The 22081-nt window shown below is 58.0% G+C and carries 20 protein-coding genes; 3 read left to right on the top strand and 17 right to left on the bottom strand.

From position 1 onward, the window contains the following. The first annotated feature begins 31 nt into the window (after nucleotides 1-31). Nucleotides 32-955, top strand: a complete 924-nt coding sequence (locus HNQ08_RS01495; RefSeq protein WP_184127317.1) for a hypothetical protein — start codon at nucleotides 32-34, stop codon at nucleotides 953-955. Here the strand turns inward: HNQ08_RS01495 and HNQ08_RS01490 are convergent. The 17 genes from HNQ08_RS01490 to HNQ08_RS01410 form a co-directional block, all read right to left on the bottom strand. Beyond that, on the bottom strand, nucleotides 874-2073 hold the full coding sequence (locus tag HNQ08_RS01490; RefSeq protein ID WP_184127316.1) for a DegT/DnrJ/EryC1/StrS family aminotransferase: 1200 nt from the start codon (nucleotides 2071-2073) through the stop codon (nucleotides 874-876). The genes HNQ08_RS01495 and HNQ08_RS01490 overlap by 82 nt on opposite strands. Next, nucleotides 2070-2693 carry an acetyltransferase gene (locus HNQ08_RS01485; protein ID WP_184127315.1) on the bottom strand — a complete coding sequence of 208 codons (624 nt, stop codon included), beginning with the start codon at nucleotides 2691-2693 and terminating at the stop codon, nucleotides 2070-2072. Before HNQ08_RS01485 ends, HNQ08_RS01490 begins: the two co-directional genes overlap by 4 nt. Then, nucleotides 2690-4468, bottom strand: coding sequence for a sugar transferase (locus HNQ08_RS27835; protein ID WP_342355676.1), 1779 nt, complete (start codon nucleotides 4466-4468; stop codon nucleotides 2690-2692). Before HNQ08_RS27835 ends, HNQ08_RS01485 begins: the two co-directional genes overlap by 4 nt. Continuing rightward, entirely contained in the window at nucleotides 4468-5379 is a 912-nt protein-coding gene (locus HNQ08_RS01475; RefSeq protein ID WP_184127313.1) for a glycosyltransferase family 2 protein, read from the bottom strand. Before HNQ08_RS01475 ends, HNQ08_RS27835 begins: the two co-directional genes overlap by 1 nt. Further along, nucleotides 5366-6586, bottom strand: a complete 1221-nt coding sequence (locus HNQ08_RS01470) for a glycosyltransferase family protein (protein ID WP_184127312.1) — start codon at nucleotides 6584-6586, stop codon at nucleotides 5366-5368. The genes HNQ08_RS01475 and HNQ08_RS01470 overlap by 14 nt, the downstream gene beginning before the upstream one ends. A 118-nt stretch (nucleotides 6587-6704) precedes the next feature. Beyond that, nucleotides 6705-8030, bottom strand: a complete 1326-nt coding sequence (locus HNQ08_RS01465; RefSeq protein WP_184127311.1) for a hypothetical protein — start codon at nucleotides 8028-8030, stop codon at nucleotides 6705-6707. Between the two features lie 117 nt (nucleotides 8031-8147). After that, the gene (locus tag HNQ08_RS01460; RefSeq protein ID WP_229789669.1) at nucleotides 8148-9416 is read right to left on the bottom strand and encodes a lipopolysaccharide biosynthesis protein; all 1269 of its coding nucleotides are present in this window, start codon (nucleotides 9414-9416) and stop codon (nucleotides 8148-8150) included. Then, on the bottom strand, nucleotides 9416-10540 hold the full coding sequence (locus HNQ08_RS01455; protein WP_184127309.1) for a DegT/DnrJ/EryC1/StrS family aminotransferase: 1125 nt from the start codon (nucleotides 10538-10540) through the stop codon (nucleotides 9416-9418). Before HNQ08_RS01455 ends, HNQ08_RS01460 begins: the two co-directional genes overlap by 1 nt. Beyond that, nucleotides 10537-11127 (bottom strand): acyltransferase, encoded by a 591-nt coding sequence (locus HNQ08_RS01450; protein ID WP_184127308.1) that lies wholly within the window; start codon nucleotides 11125-11127, stop codon nucleotides 10537-10539. The genes HNQ08_RS01455 and HNQ08_RS01450 overlap by 4 nt, the downstream gene beginning before the upstream one ends. 1 nt (nucleotide 11128) lies before the next feature. Further along, complete coding sequence (locus tag HNQ08_RS01445) at nucleotides 11129-12088, bottom strand: Gfo/Idh/MocA family oxidoreductase (protein ID WP_184127307.1); 960 nt, start codon at nucleotides 12086-12088, stop codon at nucleotides 11129-11131. Beyond that, nucleotides 12085-13401 carry a nucleotide sugar dehydrogenase gene (locus HNQ08_RS01440; protein ID WP_221283943.1) on the bottom strand — a complete coding sequence of 439 codons (1317 nt, stop codon included), beginning with the start codon at nucleotides 13399-13401 and terminating at the stop codon, nucleotides 12085-12087. The genes HNQ08_RS01445 and HNQ08_RS01440 overlap by 4 nt, the downstream gene beginning before the upstream one ends. A 191-nt stretch (nucleotides 13402-13592) precedes the next feature. Further along, complete coding sequence (locus tag HNQ08_RS01435; protein WP_184127305.1) at nucleotides 13593-14867, bottom strand: cation:proton antiporter; 1275 nt, start codon at nucleotides 14865-14867, stop codon at nucleotides 13593-13595. A 138-nt stretch (nucleotides 14868-15005) separates the two neighbouring features. After that, a complete protein-coding gene (locus tag HNQ08_RS01430; protein WP_184127304.1) occupies nucleotides 15006-16361 on the bottom strand; it encodes an ArsB/NhaD family transporter in 1356 nt (451 codons plus the stop codon). Between the two features lie 221 nt (nucleotides 16362-16582). After that, nucleotides 16583-18088, bottom strand: coding sequence for a SulP family inorganic anion transporter (locus HNQ08_RS01425; RefSeq protein ID WP_184127303.1), 1506 nt, complete (start codon nucleotides 18086-18088; stop codon nucleotides 16583-16585). A 291-nt stretch (nucleotides 18089-18379) separates the two neighbouring features. Further along, a complete protein-coding gene (locus HNQ08_RS01420) occupies nucleotides 18380-18874 on the bottom strand; it encodes a multidrug DMT transporter (protein WP_184127302.1) in 495 nt (164 codons plus the stop codon). 132 nt (nucleotides 18875-19006) lie between these two features. After that, nucleotides 19007-20215: a S1C family serine protease gene (locus HNQ08_RS01415; protein ID WP_184127301.1), complete on the bottom strand. Its 1209-nt coding sequence runs from the start codon at nucleotides 20213-20215 to the stop codon at nucleotides 19007-19009. Between the two features lie 121 nt (nucleotides 20216-20336). After that, on the bottom strand, nucleotides 20337-20717 hold the full coding sequence (locus HNQ08_RS01410; RefSeq protein ID WP_184127300.1) for a hypothetical protein: 381 nt from the start codon (nucleotides 20715-20717) through the stop codon (nucleotides 20337-20339). A gap of 148 nt (nucleotides 20718-20865) precedes the next feature. Between HNQ08_RS01410 and HNQ08_RS01405 the strand changes: the two genes are divergently transcribed. Further along, nucleotides 20866-21561, top strand: a complete 696-nt coding sequence (locus HNQ08_RS01405) for a S24 family peptidase (RefSeq protein ID WP_184127299.1) — start codon at nucleotides 20866-20868, stop codon at nucleotides 21559-21561. A gap of 31 nt (nucleotides 21562-21592) precedes the next feature. Next, on the top strand, nucleotides 21593-22045 hold the full coding sequence (locus HNQ08_RS01400) for a gamma-glutamylcyclotransferase (protein ID WP_268239991.1): 453 nt from the start codon (nucleotides 21593-21595) through the stop codon (nucleotides 22043-22045). The last annotated feature ends 36 nt before the right edge of the window (nucleotides 22046-22081 follow it).

The raw sequence follows: 22081 nt of genomic DNA, 5'->3' as shown, positions 1-22081 counted from the left end.
CGAAAAGTGTCTACGGCGGGAGGACACCACCATGAAGATGAAGCCGCTGCTGCGGGCGCTGGCGCTTGGGGTGGGGCCAGTTATGGTTGCGGCTGGACTCGGCATGGTTGGCGGACGGAGTATGCCACCCGAAAAGTTGGCTCTGGCGCCTCCGCAACTGGCCTGTGCCCAACCGATCGTATTCAAGCCGGGATATCAGCGCGGCGAAAACTATGTTGTTCCACAGGGCCAGGGCTTCAAATTTCTCAGTGATGCTTGGTTAGAAGCGAATATTTGTTCGGCGGGGATACTCAAAATCACCGCTGATGGTGAATTGGGTGGAGATGAACAGCCCCGCCTGCTTGTTGCTTTTGATGGCGATATAATTGCAAATCCGGCTTTCTCTCAAGAACGGAGCATTCAGATCTCAATTCCCAAAGCAGGTAGCCTTTATCTGGGGTATTTGAATGACTTTTATTCGGCAGATGTGCGTGTTGCCACGTTGAGTTATGTCCAGTTAAATGCACCAGCGTGTAAAGGGTTCCAAAGCGTTAGCGTCCCGAAAGGGAGTGGAAACAGCTGGTATCCAGCTGCCCGCTCTGTTTCACTCGTGAATTTGCCTCCAATAACCTTGACTCCTTGTGGAGCTGGAGAGCTAACTCTCAAAGTTCGAGGTAGTGAAGGGAATGGGGCTTTTCCAATTTTAATCTTTAGACAAGGGGAAAGAGTTTTCAAAACGCTGACTACGACGTCAGAATGGCAGCCTCTCAGCTTTAAGCTCACTTCTGCGCCAATCGATATTTGGCTGATTAACCCCTACAACAAAACCTTGGCGGATCGCAATCTGAAGTGCGCCAACTGGAGTTCACTCCCCGCTAACCCTGAGTTCAGGCGTCAGGGGCGCGTTGCCTCCCGCACGACTCCTTCCACCACGTCGGCCACCGCGTTCATATCCGTCTCGGTCAGCGTGGGGTGAACCAAGAACATCAGTGAGGTCTCGCCAAGTTCGCGGGCGACGGGCAGCCGTTCTTTCGGCCCCAGCCCGGCGTCCACAAATGCCTTTTCCAGGTAAATTTCGGAGCAGGTGCCGGTGTAACACGGTGCGCCGCGCTCCACTACTTCGACCATGATCCGGTCCCGGTCCCAGCCAGCCCGCAGCTGTTCAGGCCGCACGTACACGTAGAACTTGTACTGAGCGTGTTCGGAACCTTCCGGGACGGTGGGAACGCGCAGGGCAGGCAACTGCGAGAAGCGCTCGGCTAGCACCGCTGCGTTGCGCTGGCGCTGCTGAGTCCAAGCGGGCAACTTCTGCAACTGCAGGCGGCCAATCGCGGCCTGCACTTCCAGCATGCGCCAGTTGGTGCCAAAGGATTCGTGCAGCCAGCGGAAGCCCAGCGGATGTTCCTTGTTGTACACAGCATCGTAACTTTTGCCATGGTCCTTGAAGGCCCAAGCTTTGCGCCACAAGTCCTCGTCGTGCGTGACCAGCAGGCCGCCCTCGCCTCCGGTGGTCATGATCTTGTCCTGGCAGAACGAGAAACAGCCCATATGCCCAATGGTGCCTACATGCTGCCCGTGGTACTTCGCACCGTGGGCCTGGGCGCAGTCCTCGATCACAAACAGGTTATGTTCGCGGGCCAAGTCCATGATTGGAGCCATATCAGCAGGCCACCCAGCCAGGTGTACCACAATGATGGCGCGCGTGCGGGGGGTCAGCACGGCACGGATGGTCTCGGCGGTGATGTTGCCACTATCACGGTCGACTTCAGCAATCACAGGCACCGCGCCGCGCATGACGGCGGCGCTGGCCGAGGCGATGAAGGTACGCGGTGTAGTAATCACCTCATCGCCTGCGCCGACGCCCAAGGCATAAAGTGCCAGCTCTAACGCCTGCGTGCCGTTGTGGAGAGCAATAGCGTAGGGCACACCGAGCACGGCGGCGTATTCCTTCTCGAACTCGCGGCCTTCAGTACCCGTCCAATAGTTGACCTTGCCGGAGCGCAGGACCTCGGAGACTGCCTCGATCTCGTCGGTTTCGAAGACGGGCCAGGGTGCCAGGGTGCGATCCAGTTGCTTGGGGGCGGTGTAGGTCATGACTGTTTATTCTCCTCTATCGGGCGGGCGGGTATACCTATGGCTATCGTGTTTGCAGTCAACGAACGAACGACGACGCCGCCCGCGCCTACCGTCGTCCAGCGTCCCACCGTTATACCCGGCATGACCGCGCCGCCGACGCCTAAAAAGACACCTTCTTTCAGATGAACTGCGCCCGCCAGATGGACGCCAGGTGCCACATGCACGAAGTCCTCCAGTATGCAGTCGTGGTCCACAGTCGCACCTGTATTCACGATATTGTGACGGCCCAGTACCGTATCCGGCTGGATCACCGCGCCCGCGAAAATGACCGTTCCCGGCCCTACCTGAACGCTTTCATGCACGGTAGCTGCCGGGTGGGTGACCGAGGCCCAATTCGTATTAGGATATCGGGCGGCAATGTCGCGCCGTGCCGTATTGCTCCCTATGGCAAGGACGGCGCGGTCATGCGTTTCCTTCAAGTGTTCCAAATCACCCAGCACTGGGCAACCCAGCACCGATCCGCCCCACGACTTGGTGTGGTCATCCAGTACCCCGGCCACCTCCAGCCCCGCCGCGCGCAGGGTGGCAATCACCACCTTGGCATGTCCGCCCGCACCGACCACCAGTATGCCGCTCACGCTTCGGGACTGGGTTCGCCCAAGAATTTAGACATGGTCGCCTCGCCCGCCGCGCTGATGCCCTCACGCCTGAAGACCTTTTGAATGGTCATCCACAGGATTTTCAGGTCCAGCGCGAAATTGCGGTTGTCCACGTACCACACGTCTAGCTTGAACTTCTCTTCCCAGGATATGGCATTGCGCCCGTTCACCTGTGCCCAGCCAGTGATGCCGGGGCGGACTTCATGCCGCCGCGCTTGCTGGGGCGTGTAGCGTTCCAGATATTCCATCAGTAGCGGGCGCGGCCCCACCAGGCTCATGTCGCCGCGCAGCACGTTAAAAAGTTCAGGCAGTTCGTCCAGCGAGGACGCCCGCAGAAAGCGGCCCAGTGGGGTTAGGCGTTCGCTGTCCGGTAAGGGCTGGCCGTGGGCGTCCACCGCGTCGCGCATGGTGCGGAACTTGTACATGGTGAAGGGCTTTCCGTGGAGTCCGGGGCGTTTCTGGCTGAACAGGACGGGATAACCGAGTTTGAAGCGTACTGCCAGCGCCAGTGCCAGCATAGGGACAGACAGAACCGCCAGCCCCGTGCCCGCAGCGGCTACGTCCACGATTCGCCGAAGCCGCTGACCTCGCCGGATCCGTGCTTCGGCTAGGAGCTCCTGGTACAGCTCATCGAGCGCTTCCCAGATGCGCTGCGGCTGAAAGTCACGCAAGACCCGCTCCTGTCCTGCTTGCCCGAATCGTTGGGCAAGTTCCCTGTCTTCTAGCAAACGTCGTAGAGCGTCAGCCAGCGCCTTTGTGTCTCCGACTGGAACCGTGATGCCAGTCGCACCATTCACAATGGCATCCACCGCGCCTGTCGCATTTGATGCGACGACTGGTTTCCTGGCGGCAGCAGCCTCCAAGGCGACATTGCCGAAGCCCTCGCGGTGGGTCGGAAAAGCCAGCACGTCCATCAACTGGTAATAGGGCGCAGTGTCGGCCACAAAGCCTGCCCGTACCACTCCCGGATGAGTTTCAATGGTTTGGCGAACGTCAGTGGCTATTGGGTCGCCCTGTTCATAATCTCCAACCAGAAGCAGACGTGTTCTCGAGTCGGTTTCATAAAGCTGCTTGAAAGCTTCCAACAGTTCTGTGATGCCTTTGTCTCGTACAAAGCGCCCAACGAAACCTACGACACGGACGTCAGTGGGGAGTGCAAGGGCATCCTTCAAATTTATTAGTCGCTCTGCGGGTATGGAATCTGGGAGGAAACGCTGGGCATCGAGGCCATTGCAGGTGCCGGACTCTAGAACTAATGCTTTGGATGAAGACACCAAGCCAAGCTCAATAGCCCTGTCTCGCAAACTAGGGCTGACGCAAACCACACGGTGGGCGCAAGCGCAAGCAAGGCGTTCCATCCAAGTCAAGAGTTTGCGTTTGGGACCAGATGTTGTCTCCAAGCGCAGGCCATGAAGAGTATAAATGCGTGCTGGAACACCTGAAAGCGACGCCGCAATTCCACCGATTAGCCCAGCTTTTGGGGTTCCTGCGTTAGTCACGTCGGGGCGAAGTCGACGTGTCAATTTCCAGATAGCATCCAGCGCCCGCACATCTTGGCTCAGAGCTATTTCGCGAGCCAAAGGAACGAAGTGAGCCTGAGCGCCTTCCCGTAGGGCTACAGCTAGTAGATCTTGTCTGGGAGCAGGCGACGAAGCCAGGTGCAGATCATAGCCACGTCGCTTCATGAATTGAAGCTGACCCTCCAGAAAGACGCGGGCGCTGAGTGGAATCGTCACCAGATACAGAACTCGCATCATGAATTTCCGTTCTCCTGCGTTGCAGAGTCGGTGGAGAGAAACTGGCGGATGTATTTTAGAATCTCGGCAGCGTCTGCCTGTTCCGCTAGGTCAAGAGATCGGTTGCGACGGAGAAGTAGCGCATCTTCTTTTCCAATTCTGCTCGTGACTTGATAAATTACATCCTTTAAGTATGTGTTTCTTAATGCGCGCAGAGTGCCCATCCGACCTAATTTTTCTTTGCCTTGCTGCCTTATGATTAGCCTCACCTCTTTTGAAGAGAGTAGATATTTTTTTAAATAAGGCAAGCCCATTTCTCGATAAAATAGTAGCGGCTGGTCAATAACCGCAAAGTTTGAGTATGGCAAGCTGCGTAACCATAAATCAACGTCTTCTGCTCGGCCATATATTTCATCGTATGGGAATTTTTGGAACCATCTCGATCTTCCCATAATGGTAGGATGTATAAAAACCCCGCCGCGCAATGCTTGATCAATGGATGTGGGTATCCTAGTTTTCCGATAGCCATAAGCATTGTCATGTTTATCTATTGTATATACACCGCTACCAACTACGTCTATATGCGGATTTTCGATTAAGTAACCCAATTGAAGTGCTAAGCGCTCTGGATGCATAAGATCGTCTGCATCCATACGGGCTAAATAAGGTGCTTTAGCTAGAGAAGTAATTTGATTGAGTCTATTTGCTAATCCTCTATTTTCACCATCTTGGAAGATCTTTATTCGATTATCATTAAATGATTGAACAACCATCAGGGATTCATCTGATGAGCCATCATCGACTACTATCAGTTCCCAGTTCTTTTCTGACTGGGCTAAAATAGATGCGATGGCCCGATCAACGAAATTAGCGGCATTATAAACTGGAAGACCGATAGATATTTTCGGCACCATATTATAGCTTATCATTATTGTGATTGTGAATAGTGTCTTCTGCGAGTCCGCCTACTTCCCGAAAAAACATAAGCCTTTTTCTTTCTTTGAAGTTATAGTCTAGTGACTCAATCGACTTTCTTGGCACTCTTATACCCTTCCAATTGCCTATAAAATTGTCTATTTGATGAATTGATTCTTCTACATTACTTTCGCAATTTGGAATTTTAAGTATGAAGTTTTCTTCTGAATGTAAATCCGTGTCTTCATATCCGATTATCACTGGTAGTCCATATCCCAGATACTCTCTTACCTTGAGAGGAGAGGCTTCTTTCATATCCTTCCTGTGTAGGGCAAGAGATCCAATTGCGCAATCAGAAGACTGAAGGATAGGCTCGTACATGTTTGTGGAGAGAACGCCGTGAAGAGCGACATTTGGAGGACAGCCATCTGGCATTTCTTCTTTTGATATACCGATCAAATTGAATTCCCATGTACTGCGCAATGTGGCCAACTTAATTATTTTATCTATGCCATGCCAAGACTGGCCAGATTGTCCTATAAAGACGAGTCGAATCGCCTTATCTGCGTTTGGCGGTAAAGGGCGAGTGGCCGCAAGATCGATACCATTGCCTATAACTAGTTTAGGGGTTTTGAATAAATTATAATGCGGCAGATTAGAGATCTCTTTAGATACATAAATTATTCCGGAGGCCTTTCCCAGTAAGATGTGTCGGCCTAATTTATAGACAAAGAGAAATAATCTCGATGCATTTTTCAACTCGCCCAAGTCATTTGTGTTAACTTCCACAACAACTTTATAGTGCCCTAATAATCTTTTTAACGGCGGTAAGTAAATGTCTTGCCTTGTGTATACAATATCTGGTGGAAGAATTTCTAATTTCTTGATCAAATTTGATAATGAGCTGAGGCGCCCATCAAAGGGAGGTGGTAATTTACCTGCATAAATTTCGCAATTGACTTCAATTCCAAGGATCTTGCAGGTTCTTTGTAGATCGTCTGCAAGTGAGGCACTCTTAGTAGCTACATAAAACGCTACAGTATTTCCCATTTGTTGCCATGTTGTTGCCTGCGCAATTACCTTCCGGTAAACTCCTGTGCCTGGTCCCATATTTAGTTGCAAGAAATATGCTATACGCATGAAATTAACCTCTCTTCCCGATTGTAATTTCTTGTAAGCTGGTCTGAAGAATAATTCATAGGACCTCTGCTCGACTCCCATTCACTTGAATTATAAGTTCTCAAATGCCTATTTCTACGAACTAATATCACTCTATATGTCGAAATAAGATCTTTAGAATGCTAAGAAGTAAATAGTAGTACTGTTTGGATGAAAGAAGCTACGAACTCTGTCCTACATATTTTCGCCTCTTGAATGTTAGGGAATGGAGATTTGACATTATTATGAGCAAAACGGGCGAAACAACGCCACCCCAGCTCATATAATCAATGACGCTGCCTGAAGTTAAACCAACAAGGGCTGGCATGGAAAGAATAGCTGATAGCACAAAAATTTGAAAATCAGAACGGGCTAAAAAGTAATCAATTAAATAAATGATTGAGGTTAATATAAAGGATATAATTATCACGCCAAAATATCCGGCACCACTCCAGGCGACTGCAAGCATGGAAGCGTTAGTAGCAAATGCGTCACCAGTCGCGGCAACCGCAACTTCGTAAATTGACGTATCCTGCCCGCCGTATCCAAGCAGACCAATACGAAATATATTGGCTAAGCCTCGAAAATCGTATATCTCAGGAAAAACGAAGAAAAAATTTGTCTCCGCCGTACCAGGTATGGCGATTGTTCGCGCTACAATGGCAGTAATGGCAGCTGAAAAATCTAAACCAAAGTTTAAACTATAGAATATGGCACCACCAATAAAGAAGACTAAAGCCGCAGGAATAGCAAGGCGAAATATCGAACGTGTATTAACATTCTTTGATGCTATTCTGTTCCATAGAAAAAGAGCACTATATAGAACGAATATGGCTATCAATGGCGCCTTTTCACGTGTTTGGAATGCGTATATTGCAGACAAACTAAAGCCCATTAACCATATTAAGATATTCAATCTTATTTTATTGCCGATTAGCAATGCCACTGATAGTGGAAATATGATTTTGGATGCTAGTGATGCAAGGTATGAACCTTGACCATTTTCTAAATTATAACGCAATTCAAGACGCTGGGCTATAGCCTCACTAGTACTGCTAAAAGTTATACGCGAATTCAGTAAAATATTTAGGCCAGGACCAATAATAAAGTACCGGAAATAAAAGATAAGTCCAAGCATTATTAATAATCCTGAGAATAGCTTTATAGCTCCTGGAGTAATGGTTCGCCGTATTATATTTTTAGGCTTTTGTAGAACTTCCAGAATCAAGCCAAATAAAACAAAAAAGAAAAATATCCAGTGCGCGCTAACTTGCAATAGGTATAAATCGGCATTCTTCTCATTAATGAGGAATGTCGGATTGTTAAGATATTCTATATCACTTAGACGCAAGTACGGTGCAAAAGTAATACCAAGTGAATCAATTAATATGAATCCTATAGCTGTAACAGCTAACAGTGAAGGCCGCCCACTTGCAATCATTTTACCTGCAAAGAGAAGTATGCTGGAACAAAGACATAAATGAAATAGAGATATAAGTTCAAGCATAAAGGCCAGTCCTAATAATAATATCAGGTGAGTTTTCTAGACTAATATACTTAAATCCATAAGAGTTTATCATAATCGGACATCTACAGTTTAGGTCCATTCGAATCAGCATTAGAATCACGACTTACCGACTATCATTGGAATATGGTGCTGTAAAGCTAATCGGGCAATCATAAAATAAGCAATATATGAAATAGACATCACGACTGAGTAGGCACATATCAGCACTATGTACGTATAGCTATTGAAAATCGCAAACACAGCTAATACTAAGCTAAGTCTAAGTAAATCTAAGCAGAACATCCATTTAAGCTTATCCAGAATAATTAGAGTCTGAGATAGGGCATTGCTCAATAGCCGACTTGCATACATCATGCTTAGCAAAGCTGCAATAATTCCAGACTCTCGCCATGTAGGACCAAAAACTAAAGTGAATATAGTAGGACATGCCATGCCTATTAAAATAATAGGGAAAGATAACACTGCTAGCCGACGTGCTACAGAATCAAATAGCTTTCTAATCGTAATGGTATCGCTTTGATCACGTGAAAGTTCGCTCATAAATGCTTGAGAAACCCCAGCACCTAAGAGATCAAGCGGTCCACCTAAAATGCGTTGTGCTAAGGCCAACCAACCCGCAACACCTAAGCCATAGTTATGCGCGACAAACAACGTCGGTAGTTGCAAGGCAGCTATGTTTGCTAAACCTGAAGGAAGGGACAATAGCGGAAACTGTCGGTATTTAAGTGCAGTAGACAGCAATTCGGGGTGTGTTAAAACGATCCACAGGCGCATGGGCAGCAAACGGAATAGTCGCCCCACGCCAGCGGCCTGTCCAGCGATGTATCCTAGACCAAGTCCTAACGCAGTTCCGCCTGATAGACCACCTAGAAGTTGAATGCCAACCATTGCACTACTCTGAACCAGACGTGTCTGTCCTATGACTCCTCCTTCGCTTCTGCGCACCGCCCAATAATTGAGAGCCTGATAGATACCAGTTAAGAGCAAACCTAATGGCAAGAGCCAGGCCAAAATTTGTGGCATAAGTGTGCTAATTAGTGGGACGAGAACTGGAACAATCGTAAGTAAAATTAAACTAAAGACAACCGCACAAACAAGGGCAATCGCTAATACTCTAAGCGCTTCATCATCGTTTGATGGGCGAATAATAGCAAGGTCGTAGCGTAGATTGACTGCGACAAGCAATATGCTTAATAGAGATGCGTAAGTTGCTAGGGAGCCAAAATCGGCAGGAGTGTAAAGACGAGCGATCAATGGCGAAGTTAGCAACACAATGATTTGTCCACTGGCGGCTCCTCCAACTATACGAATAATATTACGCCTTAAAGTACTACCGCCCAGAAAGGATGCGAAGAACGCACGCATCACTGCTGTATTGAAGTGAAGATTAGCGTTACAGACTTAAGTACTCTTTGCTGAGTAGCTGCATCAAGCCCCGGCCCAATCGGCAAGCTTAAAGCCTCCTGAGCCGCCAAGCTGCTGTGTTCATATACTGGGTATTGGCCCTTGTAAATCGGCAACTCATCCTGAGGAATCGGGTAATAGATCATCGTGCCAATGCCATGTGCAGCCAGCTTCTGCTGAACCTCATCGCGCCTGCCGCTCTGTACGCGAACGGTGTACTGGTGGAAGGCGTGGCCGTCCGTCAGTTCAGGGGTCACAATGCCCTCAATTCCCTTCAATCCCTCGTTGTACTGCCGGGCCACCTCGCGGCGGTGAGCATTCCACTTTTCGATGTGCGGCAGCTTCACGCGCAGGATTGCGGCCTGCATGGTGTCCAGTCGGCTGTTGTAGCCCACAGTTTCATTGTGGTACTTCTTGCGGCTCCCGTGGACACGCAGCATCCGGGCAGTGTCGGCCAGCGCATCGTCATTCGTGGCCAGCAGCCCACCATCGCCGTAAGCCCCCAGATTCTTGCTGGGAAAAAAGGAGTACGCCCCAAAATCTCCAATGGTGCCCGTCTGCGTGCCCTGCCAGCGTGCGCCGAAGCTCTGGGCGCAGTCCTCCACCACCTTCAGACCATGCTTGTGGGCAATCTCCATGACGCGGGTCATATCTACTGGGTTGCCGTACAGATGAACCGGCATGATCGCACGAGTGGCCGGGGTGATGGCGGCCTCAATCAACTCCGGGTTCAGGTTCAGCGTGGCCGGATCGATGTCCACGAAGACCGGCTTTGCCCCCACCATGCTGATGCTTTCGGCAGTGGCAAAGAAGGTAAACGGCGTGGTGATCACTTCGTCGCCGGGACCGATTCCCAGGGCGCGCAGGGCAATCACCAGCGCGTCGGTGCCGCTGTTCACGCCGATGGCATGCTTAACGCCCAGGTACGCGGCAACCTCAGCCTCAAACAGGTGAACATCCTCGCCCATGATGAAATCGGTACGGTCCAGCACGCGCCCAATGGCGGCCATAATCTCGGGGCGCAGCTCGTCAATCTCGGGCTTTAGATCAAGAATGGGAATTTGTAATGGTGCGGTGGCAGTCATGAAAGCCTCCTGACATCGGTGTCGCTGAATTTCTGGTAGATGTGGCCCGCCGAATCGGTCACGGTGTCACTGCTGGAGAAGTCCAGACTATCCCCGCTGGCGCTCATAAAGCCGATGGGCCGGGCCGGAACGCCAGCGACGATGGTAAAGGCGGGCACGTCACGCGTCACCACAGCACCCGCCGCGACGAAGGCACCCTCATGCAGGGTCACGCCGGTCACGACGGTAGCGTTCGCCCCGATGCTGGCCCCCCGCCCCACCCGCGTCACCGTGTAGTCGGCGCTGGTGTTGCGCGGGAACTCGCTGCGCGGTGTGCGGACGTTGGTAAAGACCATGCTGGGGCCGCAGAAGGCGTAGTCCTCCAGAATCACGCCCTCGTACACGCTGACGTTGTTCTGGATTTTGACACCCTTCCCGATGGTCACGCCGTTCGCCACGTACACGTTCTGTCCCAGAGAACAGCCCGCGCCGATGGTCGCGCCGCCCATAACATGGCTGAAGTGCCACACTTTGGTGCCGTCCCCGATCTGCGCTCCCTCATCCACGTAGGCACTGTCGTGTTTCCACCATGCTTGCTGTTGCGTCATCTCAGCCTCTCAGAAAGCGGTGCCGCGTATCGGACGTGGCGCTCACGATGGCCTGCTTGCGAATCTGGGCCACCGTGGCAATCGCCTGGTAGGTGTCGTCCAGGCTGAAACCCTGGCCCGCCAGCGTGCGGCGGTAGACCTCGGTGTGCAGATCCGTGAAGCCCTCGCTGAACTCCACTTCCTGACCATCGATGGTGATGGAGCGGTAGGTCCGCTGTCCCTTCGCAATCTGCTCCTCGGGCAGGTAGCTGGGATCGATGGACAGGAACCAGCGCACGCGGGCGCGTTCCAGTTCCAAGTACCCGGCGCACACTGTCTCGCTGCGCTGGTGAACCTCGACATGCTCGATGTCCCCAAACAGCCATGCCAGCATGTCGAAGAAATGCACACCGATGTTGGTGGCCAGGCCGCCGCTCTCGTCGGTGCGGCCCTTCCAGCTGCGCAGATACCACGTGCCGCGGCTGGTCATATACGACAGGTCCACATCGTACTTGTCGCCGCTGCTGGGGCTCAACTCGGCCTTGACCTTTTCCAGCGCGGCGTGCGCGCGCAGTTGCAGGATGGTCCACACCCGCCGTCCGGTCTCTTCCTCGACTTCCTTAAGCGCGGTAATGTCTTCCGGGTTCAGCACGATGGGCTTTTCGCACAGGGCGTCCGCCCCGGCCCGCAGCGCCATGCGAATGTGAGGGTCATGCAGGTAATTGGGGCTGCAGATGCCCACGTAATCCACGCCCATTCCCTGGCGGCGAGCGTCATACAGGTAACGCTCAAAGATCTCGGGCTGCGTAAAGAACTCGGCATCCGGAAAGTACGAGTCCATGATGCCCACCGAATCGAAGGGATCGAGGGCCACGGTCAGCACGTTCCCGGTGTCCTTGATGGCTTTGAGGTGCCGGGGCGCGATGTACCCGGAAACTCCGGTCAGGCCAAAGCGTTTCTGTTCATTGGTCTGAGAGGTCATAGCAGGGTCACCTTGTCGCTGGTCATCCCGCGCGTGGCGTAGCGGGTGTCGAGGATGGCCTGGGACTGCTCGATCACATTGGCGTAATCCACGTCGCTGTGCTTGGTGGTGATGATCACCAGATCGGCGTCCTGCAGGACCTGATCCGTCAGGTCAATGCCCGTGGCCTGAATCCCGTGCTCGTTGACTTCCGGGGTCCAGGAATCGTGGAAAGAAACTTCCGCTCCCGATTCCTTGAGGAGACGGTAAACCTCCAACGCCGGAGACTCGCGGTAGTCGTCCAGATCGCTCTTGTAGGCCATCCCTAACAGCAGCACCTTGGAGCCGTTCAGCGCCTTGCGCGCCCCGTTCAACACGCGGGCGGCCTTGTCGACCACAAATTCTGGCATCTTGCGATTGGTCTCGCCCGCCAGCGCGATGAAGTGCGTCTGGAAGTTGTATTCGCGCGCCTTCCACTCCAGGTAGTGTGGGTCCAGCGGAATGCAGTGGCCGCCCACGCCAGGGCCGGGGTAGAAGGGCATGATGCCGAAAGGCTTGGTAAACGCTGCGTCCAGCACTTCCCACACCGAGATGCCCATGCGGTCGCACAGCAGCGCGATCTCGTTGGCCAGCGCAATGTTCACGGCCCGGAAGGTATTCTCGTAGACCTTGACCATTTCGGCGGCTTTGGCGCTGCTCACGGCCACGACATGTTCAATGGTCTGGCGGTAGAAGGCCAACGCGACTTCCAGGCTGGCCGGATCGTTGCCGCCCACCACTTTATTGGTGTTCTTGGTGGTGTAGCGCGCGTTGCCCGGATCGACGCGCTCCGGCGAATGCGCCAGGAAGAAGTCCACGCCCGCCTTCAGTCCACCCGCCTCCAGGATGGGCTTCATGATTTCCTCGGTGGTACCGGGGTAGGTGGTGCTTTCCAGGCTGATCAGCTGGCCAGGGCGCAGGTGGGCAGCGATCTCGTGGGTGACGCTGCGGATATAGCTCAGATCGGGCGTCAGGTTGCGGTCCAGCGGTGTGGGCACGCAGATCACGATCACGTCCAGGTCCGGCACCACGTCGAAGTCGGTGGTGGTGGTCACCAGCCCACGCTCCACGACAGCCTTCAGGTCCTCGTCGCGTACGTCACCGATGTAGTTCTCGCCGCGCGCCACCATGCCCGCGCGCTCGGCGCTGCGATCGATGCCCACCACCTCGAAGCCCACCTTGGCCTTCTCAACTAGGAAGGGCAGACCCACGTAGCCCAGGCCCACCACCCCCACTCTGGCCGTATGGGCCACTATCTTTTCCACAGCTGCGGAGACGGGATCGGTCTTAATCACGCCCCGTAGCATACCGACTATTCTTTACAAAAATATAATGAACTTCATATGCGTCCCAGACAGCTGAGTCCAACTGACATAACAACTGTTTGAAATTCACATTGCATTGTAAAAGCTGAACGGAATTTGCATCAAAACGGGGCGTGTCGCTCCCGCTAGCGTTGATGTCGGGATGCCTAGCAGGGACGTGCCTACGCCATTCCACCCCGCTCAGTGTCGGTGGCTCGCGCTGCCAGCCGCCCCACCGTCAGCCCCTGCACGATGATAGAGAAGACCACCACCACGTAGGTCATGACCAGAAACAGGTCACGCTCCGCCCCGGCAGGCACCGTGAAGGCCAACGCCACGCTGATGGCCCCGCGCAGGCCGCCCCAGATCATCAGGCGGCGGGTGTAGGGGTTGAAGTCGCGCCGCCGTCCCAGGACCATGACCGGCAGTTGCACGGAAACCGTGCGGCTCAGCAGCACCAGCGGAATGGCGATCAGCCCCAGCAGCAGCGACTGCCCGCTGAAGCGCACCACCACCACCTCCAGCGCCAGGAGCGCGAACAGGAAGATGTTCAGCAACTCGTCGGCCAAGTGCCAGAAGCCCTCATAGCGCTCGCGCGAGGACAGCCCTTCCGGGCGGCGATCCGCCAGCGAACCGATCAGCAGCCCGGCGGCGACGGCAGCCAGCGGGGCGGAGACATGCAGGTTGACGGCGACGGCGGTGCAGGCCAGCACCACGCTCAATGTGACCAGCACCTCCACCACGAAGTCGCTCACAGACCTGAGCGCCAGCCAGCCCAGCCAGCCCAGGAACAAGCCCAGTGCCAGCCCGCCCAGTGCCTCCTGCGCGAAGAAGGCCGCCACACTGCCCGCGCCCATCGCTGGGCCGTGCGCTTCCCCGCCGCCCCCGGCAGCCGCGATCCCGGCCAGCACCGCAAAGGCCACCACCCCCACGCCGTCATTGAACAGGCTCTCGCCCGCCACCAGCGTTTCAATTCGTTTGGGCACCCCCGCCTGTTTTAACATGCCCAGCACCGCCACCGGATCGGTGGGGCTGATCAGTGCCCCAAACAGCAGGCAGTAAATCAGCGAGACGTTCAGCCCGAACAGTCCCAGCAGGGCGTAGGTGGCCCCGCCCACCAGCGCAATCGAGATGGCGGTGGACAGCAGCGCGAAGGTCAGCACCGGCCCGCGCAGCCCCCACAGCGCCTGCGAGTTGACCCCCAGCGCCCCGGCGAACAGCAGGAACGACAGCACGCCCTCGAACACGAAATCGCTGAACTCGATGCCGCGCACCAGCGTCACGGCCTCGCGCGCGAACGGCACATCCAGGCTGACCAGCGCGAAGATGATCAGGCTCACGCCCAGGCCGCCCACGGTCACGCCGATGGAGGCCGGCAGCTTCCAGTAGCGGGCGTTCACGAAGGCCAGCGCGGCGGTCACGCAGACCAGCAGGGTGGCCAGATCGAGGATTTGCATGGGAAAGCTCCTTGGGAGGGCGGGGGTGGGATCAGTAGCTTAAGGGGCCAAACAGTCGAACGGCCTTAGTGTCGAACATCAGGAATCGAGGAGAGAACCCTCACGCGCTCGGGCCTTCTGAACCTGCTCTGCTCCCTCTTACCCGCCCCGCAGCACAAAGGCGGCGTAGTACAGCCCCAGCGCCACCGTGACCGTCACCAGCGCCACCGGGGTCCCGTACTTCATGAACTGCACGAAACCCATCGGGTGCCCCTCGCGGGCGGCGATGTCGGAGACCACGATGTTGGCCGACGCGCCGATCAGCGTCAGGTTTCCGCCCAGGCAGGCACCCAGCGACAGCGCCCACCACAGCGGGTCCATCGTCGGCCCCAGGGTGAGCTGCAACTCGCGCAGCACGCTGGCCATCGAGATGGTGAAGGGAATGTTGTCCACGAAACCGCTGATGATCGCGCTGGCAAAGCCCACCGCCAGGATGCCCGTGCCGATATTGCCGTCGATGGCCCCCGTCAGTCCGGCGGCCACCGTCTGGAAGACGCCGACATGCTCCAGGCCGCCCACCACGATAAAGAGGCCCATGAAGAACAGCAGCGTGGTCCACTCCACCTGCTCGAACAGCTCCACTGGAGTCAGGTCCGCGATCAGCATCAGGAAAGTGGAGGTGGTCAGCGCCACCAGCCCGGCCTCCAGGCCCAGCGGGTGCCCGATCATGAACAGCAGCAGCGTGACCGCGAAGACGCTCAGCGCCTGGGTCATCAGCTTGGGGTTGGTCTTGATCGGCGTGGTGTCGGTCAGGGCTGCCCGCAGGCGATCACTGTTACCCGCACCTGCCAGATCGCCGCGTGCGCGCATCAACAGGTGCATCAGGCCGATGCCCAGCACCGTGGCGACCGCCGCGTACGGCGCGACATTCACCAGAAAGTCGCCGAAGCCCTTGCCCGCCACCGAGCCGATGATGATGTTGGGGGGGTCACCCACCAGCGTGGCGGTGCCGCCCGTGTTGCTGGCCAGGATCACGGCGATCAGGTATGGCATCGGGCGCAGGCCCAGCCGCGCCACCACCGTCACCACCACCGGGGCCATGAACAGCACGGTGGTCACGTTGTCCAGAAAGGCGCTGAACACGGCGGTCAGGATGGAAAAAATCCACAGCACCCGCGCCGGTTCGCCGCGCGTCACGATCATGGCCCGGCGAGCGACCAGATCGAAGAAACCGCTGCGGCTCAGCACGTTGACGATGTTCATCATGCCGAACAGCAGGAAAATGGTGTTGAAGTCGATGCTGGCCCACGCCAGGGTGGGCGTCAGGATGCCCGTCACCATCACCGCGCAGGCCCCCAGCAGCGCGGCCACCGTGCGGTGAACGTACTTTTCCAACAGGATCATGGCGTAGGTGGCCACGAACAGCGTGATGGCCAGCACCGTCAGGGTCCCTGGTGACAGGTTCACCCCCAGGCTGGACAGCAGGTTCAGGGTCTCGCCGCCCGCCTCATGCATGGGGCTGCACCGGAACGCGAATGGGGGCATGGACAGGGCGGGAAAGAAATTTGATCAAGATGGGACTCCTTGGAAAGGGGAACAGGAGGCGGGCGGGAACAGCCGGCACTCGCCTCAAACGAAAAGGGAGAAGCCGCGGTAGCAGACTTCCCCCAGTTCGGCGTATGGCCGCCGGAACCCGCGCCCCGGTGCAGATGCACCGGATGACAGGATTGTGAGGCTCAGTGTATATCAACACCCGCCGCATTGGAGCGGTCATGGGTCGCCAGCCGGTCCAGCAGGTGCGCCGACGCCTCGTTCAGGCCCACCACCTCTACCCCAACCCCCAGCGAGCGGAATTTGACGATCACCTTGTCCAGCGCGGCCACGGCGGACCCGTCCCAGATGTGCGCGGCGCTCAGGTCAATCGTGACCCTGTCGCCCGGATGGTGGAAATCGAACTGGTGCACGAAGTCGTGGGTGCTGACGAAGAACAGCTGCCCCTGGACCCGGTAGGTGCGCCCCGCTTCGGAGTCGCTGTGCGTGACGCCCGACAGTTTGGAGACCTGGCGCGCAAAGAACAGGGCGCTGAGGATGACCCCCACCAGCACGCCCTTGGACAGGTCATGCGTGACCACGGTGGTCAGCACGGTCGCAACCATGACGATGCCCTCGCCCCTGGGGAACACGGTCAGCGTCCGCAGGCTGTTCCAGTCGAAGGTGCTCACGCTGACCACGATCATCACCGCCACCAGGGCGGCCATCGGAATCTGCACCAGCAGCGGCTGCAGCACCAGGATCAGCACCAGCAGAAAGGCCCCCGCCACAAAGGTGGACAGCCGCCCGCGCCCGCCGTTGCCCACGTTGATCATGCTCTGGCCGATCATGGCGCAGCCGGCCATGCCGCCGAAAAAGCCGGTGACGATGTTCGCCACGCCCTGTCCGCGCGACTCAGTGTTCTTGTTGCTGGTGGTGTCGGTGCGTTCGTCCACCAGCTGGGCGGTCAGCAGGCTTTCCAGCAGCCCCACCAGGCACAGCGTCAGCGCCACCGGAAAGATGATCTGCAGCGTCTCCAGGGTCAGCGGAACGCTGGGCAGGTGGAAGGGGGGAAGCGCGCCGGGCAGCGCCCCCATGTCACCCACGGTCTTCACGTCAACATGGCCGAAAATAGCCACCACGGTCAGCACCACGATGGCAACCAGGGCGCTGGGCACTGCTTTGAACACACGCGGCAGCAGGTAGATGATCGCTAGACCGGCCGCCACCATTGCGTACATCGCCCAGCCCGCGCTCACGAACTGCGGCAGCTGCGCCGAGAAGATCAGGATCGCCAGCGCGTTGACAAACCCCACCATCACCGGGCGCGGAATGAACTTCAGGTAGCGGGCCAGCCGCGCCCAGCCGAAGACGATCTGCAGCACGCCCGTCAGCACCGTGGCCGCGAACAGGTAGTCCAGCCCGTAGTTCTTGACCAGGCCCACCATCAGCAGCGCCATCGCGCCGGTCGCCGCGCTGATCATGGCCGGGCGCCCTCCGATAAAGGCGATCACCATGGCGATAATGAACGAGGCGTACAACCCCACCTTGGGATCGACTCCGGCGATGATCGAGAAGGCGATCGCCTCCGGGATCAGCGCCAGCGCCACCACGATGCCCGCCAGAATGTCGCCGCGCGGGTTCTGGAACCACTCGTGCAGGTACGCCTGAAAGTTAAATCTGGGGCCGGAAGATCTGGGAAGGACGGTCAAGTTGAACCTCTCTGGACGCGTGAAACACGTCGCTGTGAACTCGGCCTGGGGGGCCGGGAGACGGAAGGACTCTGCAATTATCGTCAGGGGGCATCGACTGCTGAAAAACAGCGCGCCTGCCTGCGGCGTCCGGAAGTATGCCGGACGTCACAGGCAGGCCGCAAGGGTGCAGGTCACGGTGGGCCAGGAGGAGGGGTTTGCGTCCCACCGTCCCTGACCCTAATCCTCAAAGAACCGCGCCCCACACTGATCCCTGATGGGTCGGTGTGGGGCGCGGCGACAGGTGCTGGCTTACGCGGCAGGCTGTTCGGAAGGGTTGCCCTCGGTCTCGGCGGCGCGGCGTCCACGGCCCGGACGCTCGGCAGGGGTCTCGGCTGCGGGCGTGGGGGCTGGGGCCGCGGCTGCACCAGCCGCCCCGATGCGTGCCAGCGTATCGGCAAAGGCGCGCAGGGCGTCCCCACCTTCCAGCTCGGACACGGCGCGGGCGTTCAGTGCGCCCAGTTCCTCACGGGTCACGGCGTATTCCGGGGCGTCGTGGCCCTTGAGGCCCTGCAACACCCGGTACGCGGTGGCGGCCTCGATTCTGGCCCCCTTGCCGGTGGTCACGCCCGCGTCGCTGAGCATCTCCGCGCCGATCAGGGTGATGGTCTCGCCGCTGATCAGGGTCACGCGGTCGCCGCGCTCCTCCATGTGGGCGGCCAGTTGCAACAGCCCCCGGAGATCGAGCATCTGGTGGAAGAGGTCGAGGTGGGCCAGCATCGCACCTGCTTTCTTGAGGGTATCCATACGGCCATTATTCTGTTTTGGACATAAATGTCAAGAGGGATTCTTAAGACTTCTGCTGCTTTGAGACCTGAAACCCGTGCTACAGAACAAAAAAGAGGGGAGACATTCGATGCCTCCCCTCGATCTCTGGGTTCAGGGCTGACTCTGACTGCGCCCGATCAGGGTCACCTTGACCATCAGCGGCTTGCTGTCCCGCAACACGGTCAGGGTGATCGTGTCGCCGGGCTTGTACGTCCGCACGGCGTACTGGAATTCATCGAAGTTGATGATGCGCTTGCCGTTCACCTCGGTCACGATGTCGCCGGAAACCCGCTGATCCTTGTCGTTGAGTTTCAGCGGCTGGAGCCCCGCCTTCTCTGCGGGGCTGCCTGGATTGACGGCGGTGAAGAACGCTCCAGGCGTGTCTCCCAGGTTCAGCAGTTCGCTGGCACGTTTAAAGGTCGTGGCGTCGATGGTCAGCAGTGCGGTGTACGGCCCATTCAGGCTGATGCCGATGATCGGCGCGTCCAGTTTCTTTCCGGCGCGCAGGTCCGCCAGCCGGGCGTCGCTGGCCGTGACCGGCACGGCGAAGGAGGCCGGCCCGGTGTTCCGGCTGATGCTGATGTAGCTGACGATCCCGGTCAGTTCGCCTTTGGTGTTCAGGATCGGACCGCCGCTGTCACCGGGCACCAGCGGCGCGCTCATCTGCAAGGTTCCAGGGGGAAAGGTGGCCCCGCCGGGTCCGGCGTTGGCATCCAGACCCGTCAGACGGCCCGACTTGGATTGCAGGAAGCTGCCTCCACCGTTGCCGACCGCCAGCACCGCGTCGCCCACGCTGGGACGCGCAGCGGCCAGCGGCACGAAGGGCGTGCCCTTCGGCACGGAGACCCGAAGGAGCGCCAGATCGTCCTGGTCGTCGTAGCCCACGATTTCCACCGCGTAACGCTTCTTGTCCACCGTCTGGGCGCTCAATTTGGGCGCACCTTCCACTACGTGGTAGGCGGTCAGCGCCAGCCCGTCCGCGGAGATCAGCACGCCGGAGCCGATGCCGTCGGGATCGTCACAGGCCCCCGGCTTGTTGAGGTCGCACTGCTCGATGCGCAGGGTGGCGGGCCGGACCTTGCTGAACAGCGTCCTCAGGGTCTGCCGCTCGGCGTCGGTCAGCGGTCTGGGGGTGTTTCTGGAAGTGCTGTCCGTGCTGCTCTGGGCTGGTTTCTGGGCGGTCAGCGGCAGGCCCTGCAACGCCTGCGCGCTCGACAGGCAGAGGCTGCCCAGCAACAGCGCGGACAGCAGGAAAGAGCGTGGTTTGGAGTCCCGGCCCCGGACATCCCGGCGCGGGAGACGGTCAGTCTCGGCGGTCATGATTCATTGTGCTTGTGATGGGGTGAAGGGTCTGTGGCGGGACTTTCCATCTTGGCTTCCTGGCCCGGTCAACGGTCAGATTCCCTGCATTTCACCGGGTAAGGCACGGGTGTGGGCTCGTCTATGCCGGCCCGCGCCCTTCCCGCTCGTCCGGCCCGGGTTCTGGCCCGAACACGGTGGGGGAGGGAGAAAGACCCAGGCGGCGCTCGATCACCGTGCCGAGCCGCGCCAGGATGCCGGGGCCACTCCAGCCAGTCACGCAGGCGGCCGCCAGGAGCAGGGCCGGGGACGGGTCGGGGGGCAGGGTCACGGTCATTAGGGCCACCACGGTCAGGGCAGCAATGCCAGCGGCCACCGCCAGGGCAGCCACTGCGCGGGCGCGCGGCGTCTCGTCCTGGCCCAGCAGCCGCGCCAGTTGCGTGATGCCGCCAGCCACGAAGGCCGCACCCAGTAGGGGGGCCAGGATCAGCAGCGAGGCGGGAACAGGGGAGCTGTCGGACATGCGGACCTCCGGTGGAACGGCTGAGGACGGAAACGGACGCCCCATTCTGCTTTAGGCGTATTTCAGAGCCATAGCCTATTATGTCTACAGGCATATTACAAGTGATCTGGATTCCCGTAGATTTTGGGCTTCCCGTTAAACTTGGCGCATGACGGGCGAACTACCCTCTCCAGAACTGGCAGCTTGGTTGGGGGCGCGGCGCGCGGCCCTGAATTTGCAGCAGGGGGAGGTCAGCGCCCGCACGCTGGACCACGGCGGGCAGGCCGGGCGCGTCACGCAGCCGTACCTGAGCCGTCTGGAACGCGGCACCCGCCCGCTGGGGGCGCTGACCCCGGCCCGCCAGGACGCGCTGCGCCGCGCGCTGGAGATTCCGGCGGGCGAGTGGGTGGCCCGCACCGGGTTGCCGCTGCTGCAGGCCGCTCCCAGCGATGAGGCCCTGCACGTGCTGGAACTGGTGCGCGTACCGGTGCGCGCGCTGGCCAGCGCGGGGCTGCCCGTGACCGAGGACCCCGCCAGCGTCATCGACCACGAACTGGTCCCCGTGCGGGATCACCGCCCCGGCATGCTGGTGCTGGAGGTGGGCGGCGAGTCCATGACCACCGCTGGCGGGGGCATCCGGCCCGGTGACCGGATTTACGTCGATCCGGGCGATCTGGACCTGCGCGAGGGGCTGGTGTACGTGCTGCATGTCTCGGGTCTGGGCCTGACCGTCAAACGTCTCCGGCGCTACGGGGGGGCGCTGTGGCTGACCAGCGACAACCCCGATCACCCGCCGGTCAAGCCCGAGGAGGTGACGGTGGTGGGCCGTGTCTACTTTCACCAGCCGCGCGGCGTGCGGCTCTGAAGGGCCGGGCGCGGACGCTACAGTTCTGGGCGTGTCCCAGTCGCCCCCCACCACCGTCTTTGTTTACGGCACGCTGATGCCCGGCGAGCGCAACGCCCATATCGCTGCGCTTGGGGGGCATTTTCAGGCCCGCCCCGCGGTCCTGTGGGGCCACCGCCTGCTGCACCTGTGGCCGGAAGCGTATCCCGCCGTCGTTCCCGGCGATGGGGAAGAGGCGGTCCGCGGGTTTGCCCTGACCTACGCGCCCACCGACTGGCCGCTGGCGCTGCCGTTTCTGGATGAGCTGGAGGGCGTGGCCGAGACGCCGCCCCTGTACACCCGTGAGCAGGTCACGCTGACGCTGGAAGGTGGCGAGACGCTGCCCGCATGGGTTTACCTTTACGCCCTGGCCGAGCGCATGAAGCGTCCCGGCGTGATTCCGGTCAGGGGTGGGGATTGGACCAGCGTTGTGGACCGCCGCCGCACCGCTGAGAGTGACCGCTGAGCGGCAGCTCTTAGAAAGCCACAAAAAACCGCCGCC

It is taken from the genome of Deinococcus humi (genome assembly GCF_014201875.1).
GTDB lineage: Bacteria > Deinococcota > Deinococci > Deinococcales > Deinococcaceae > Deinococcus > Deinococcus humi.
The sequence above is the reverse complement of the archived record's forward strand: the minus strand, read 5'-3'. Positions and strand labels throughout refer to the sequence as shown.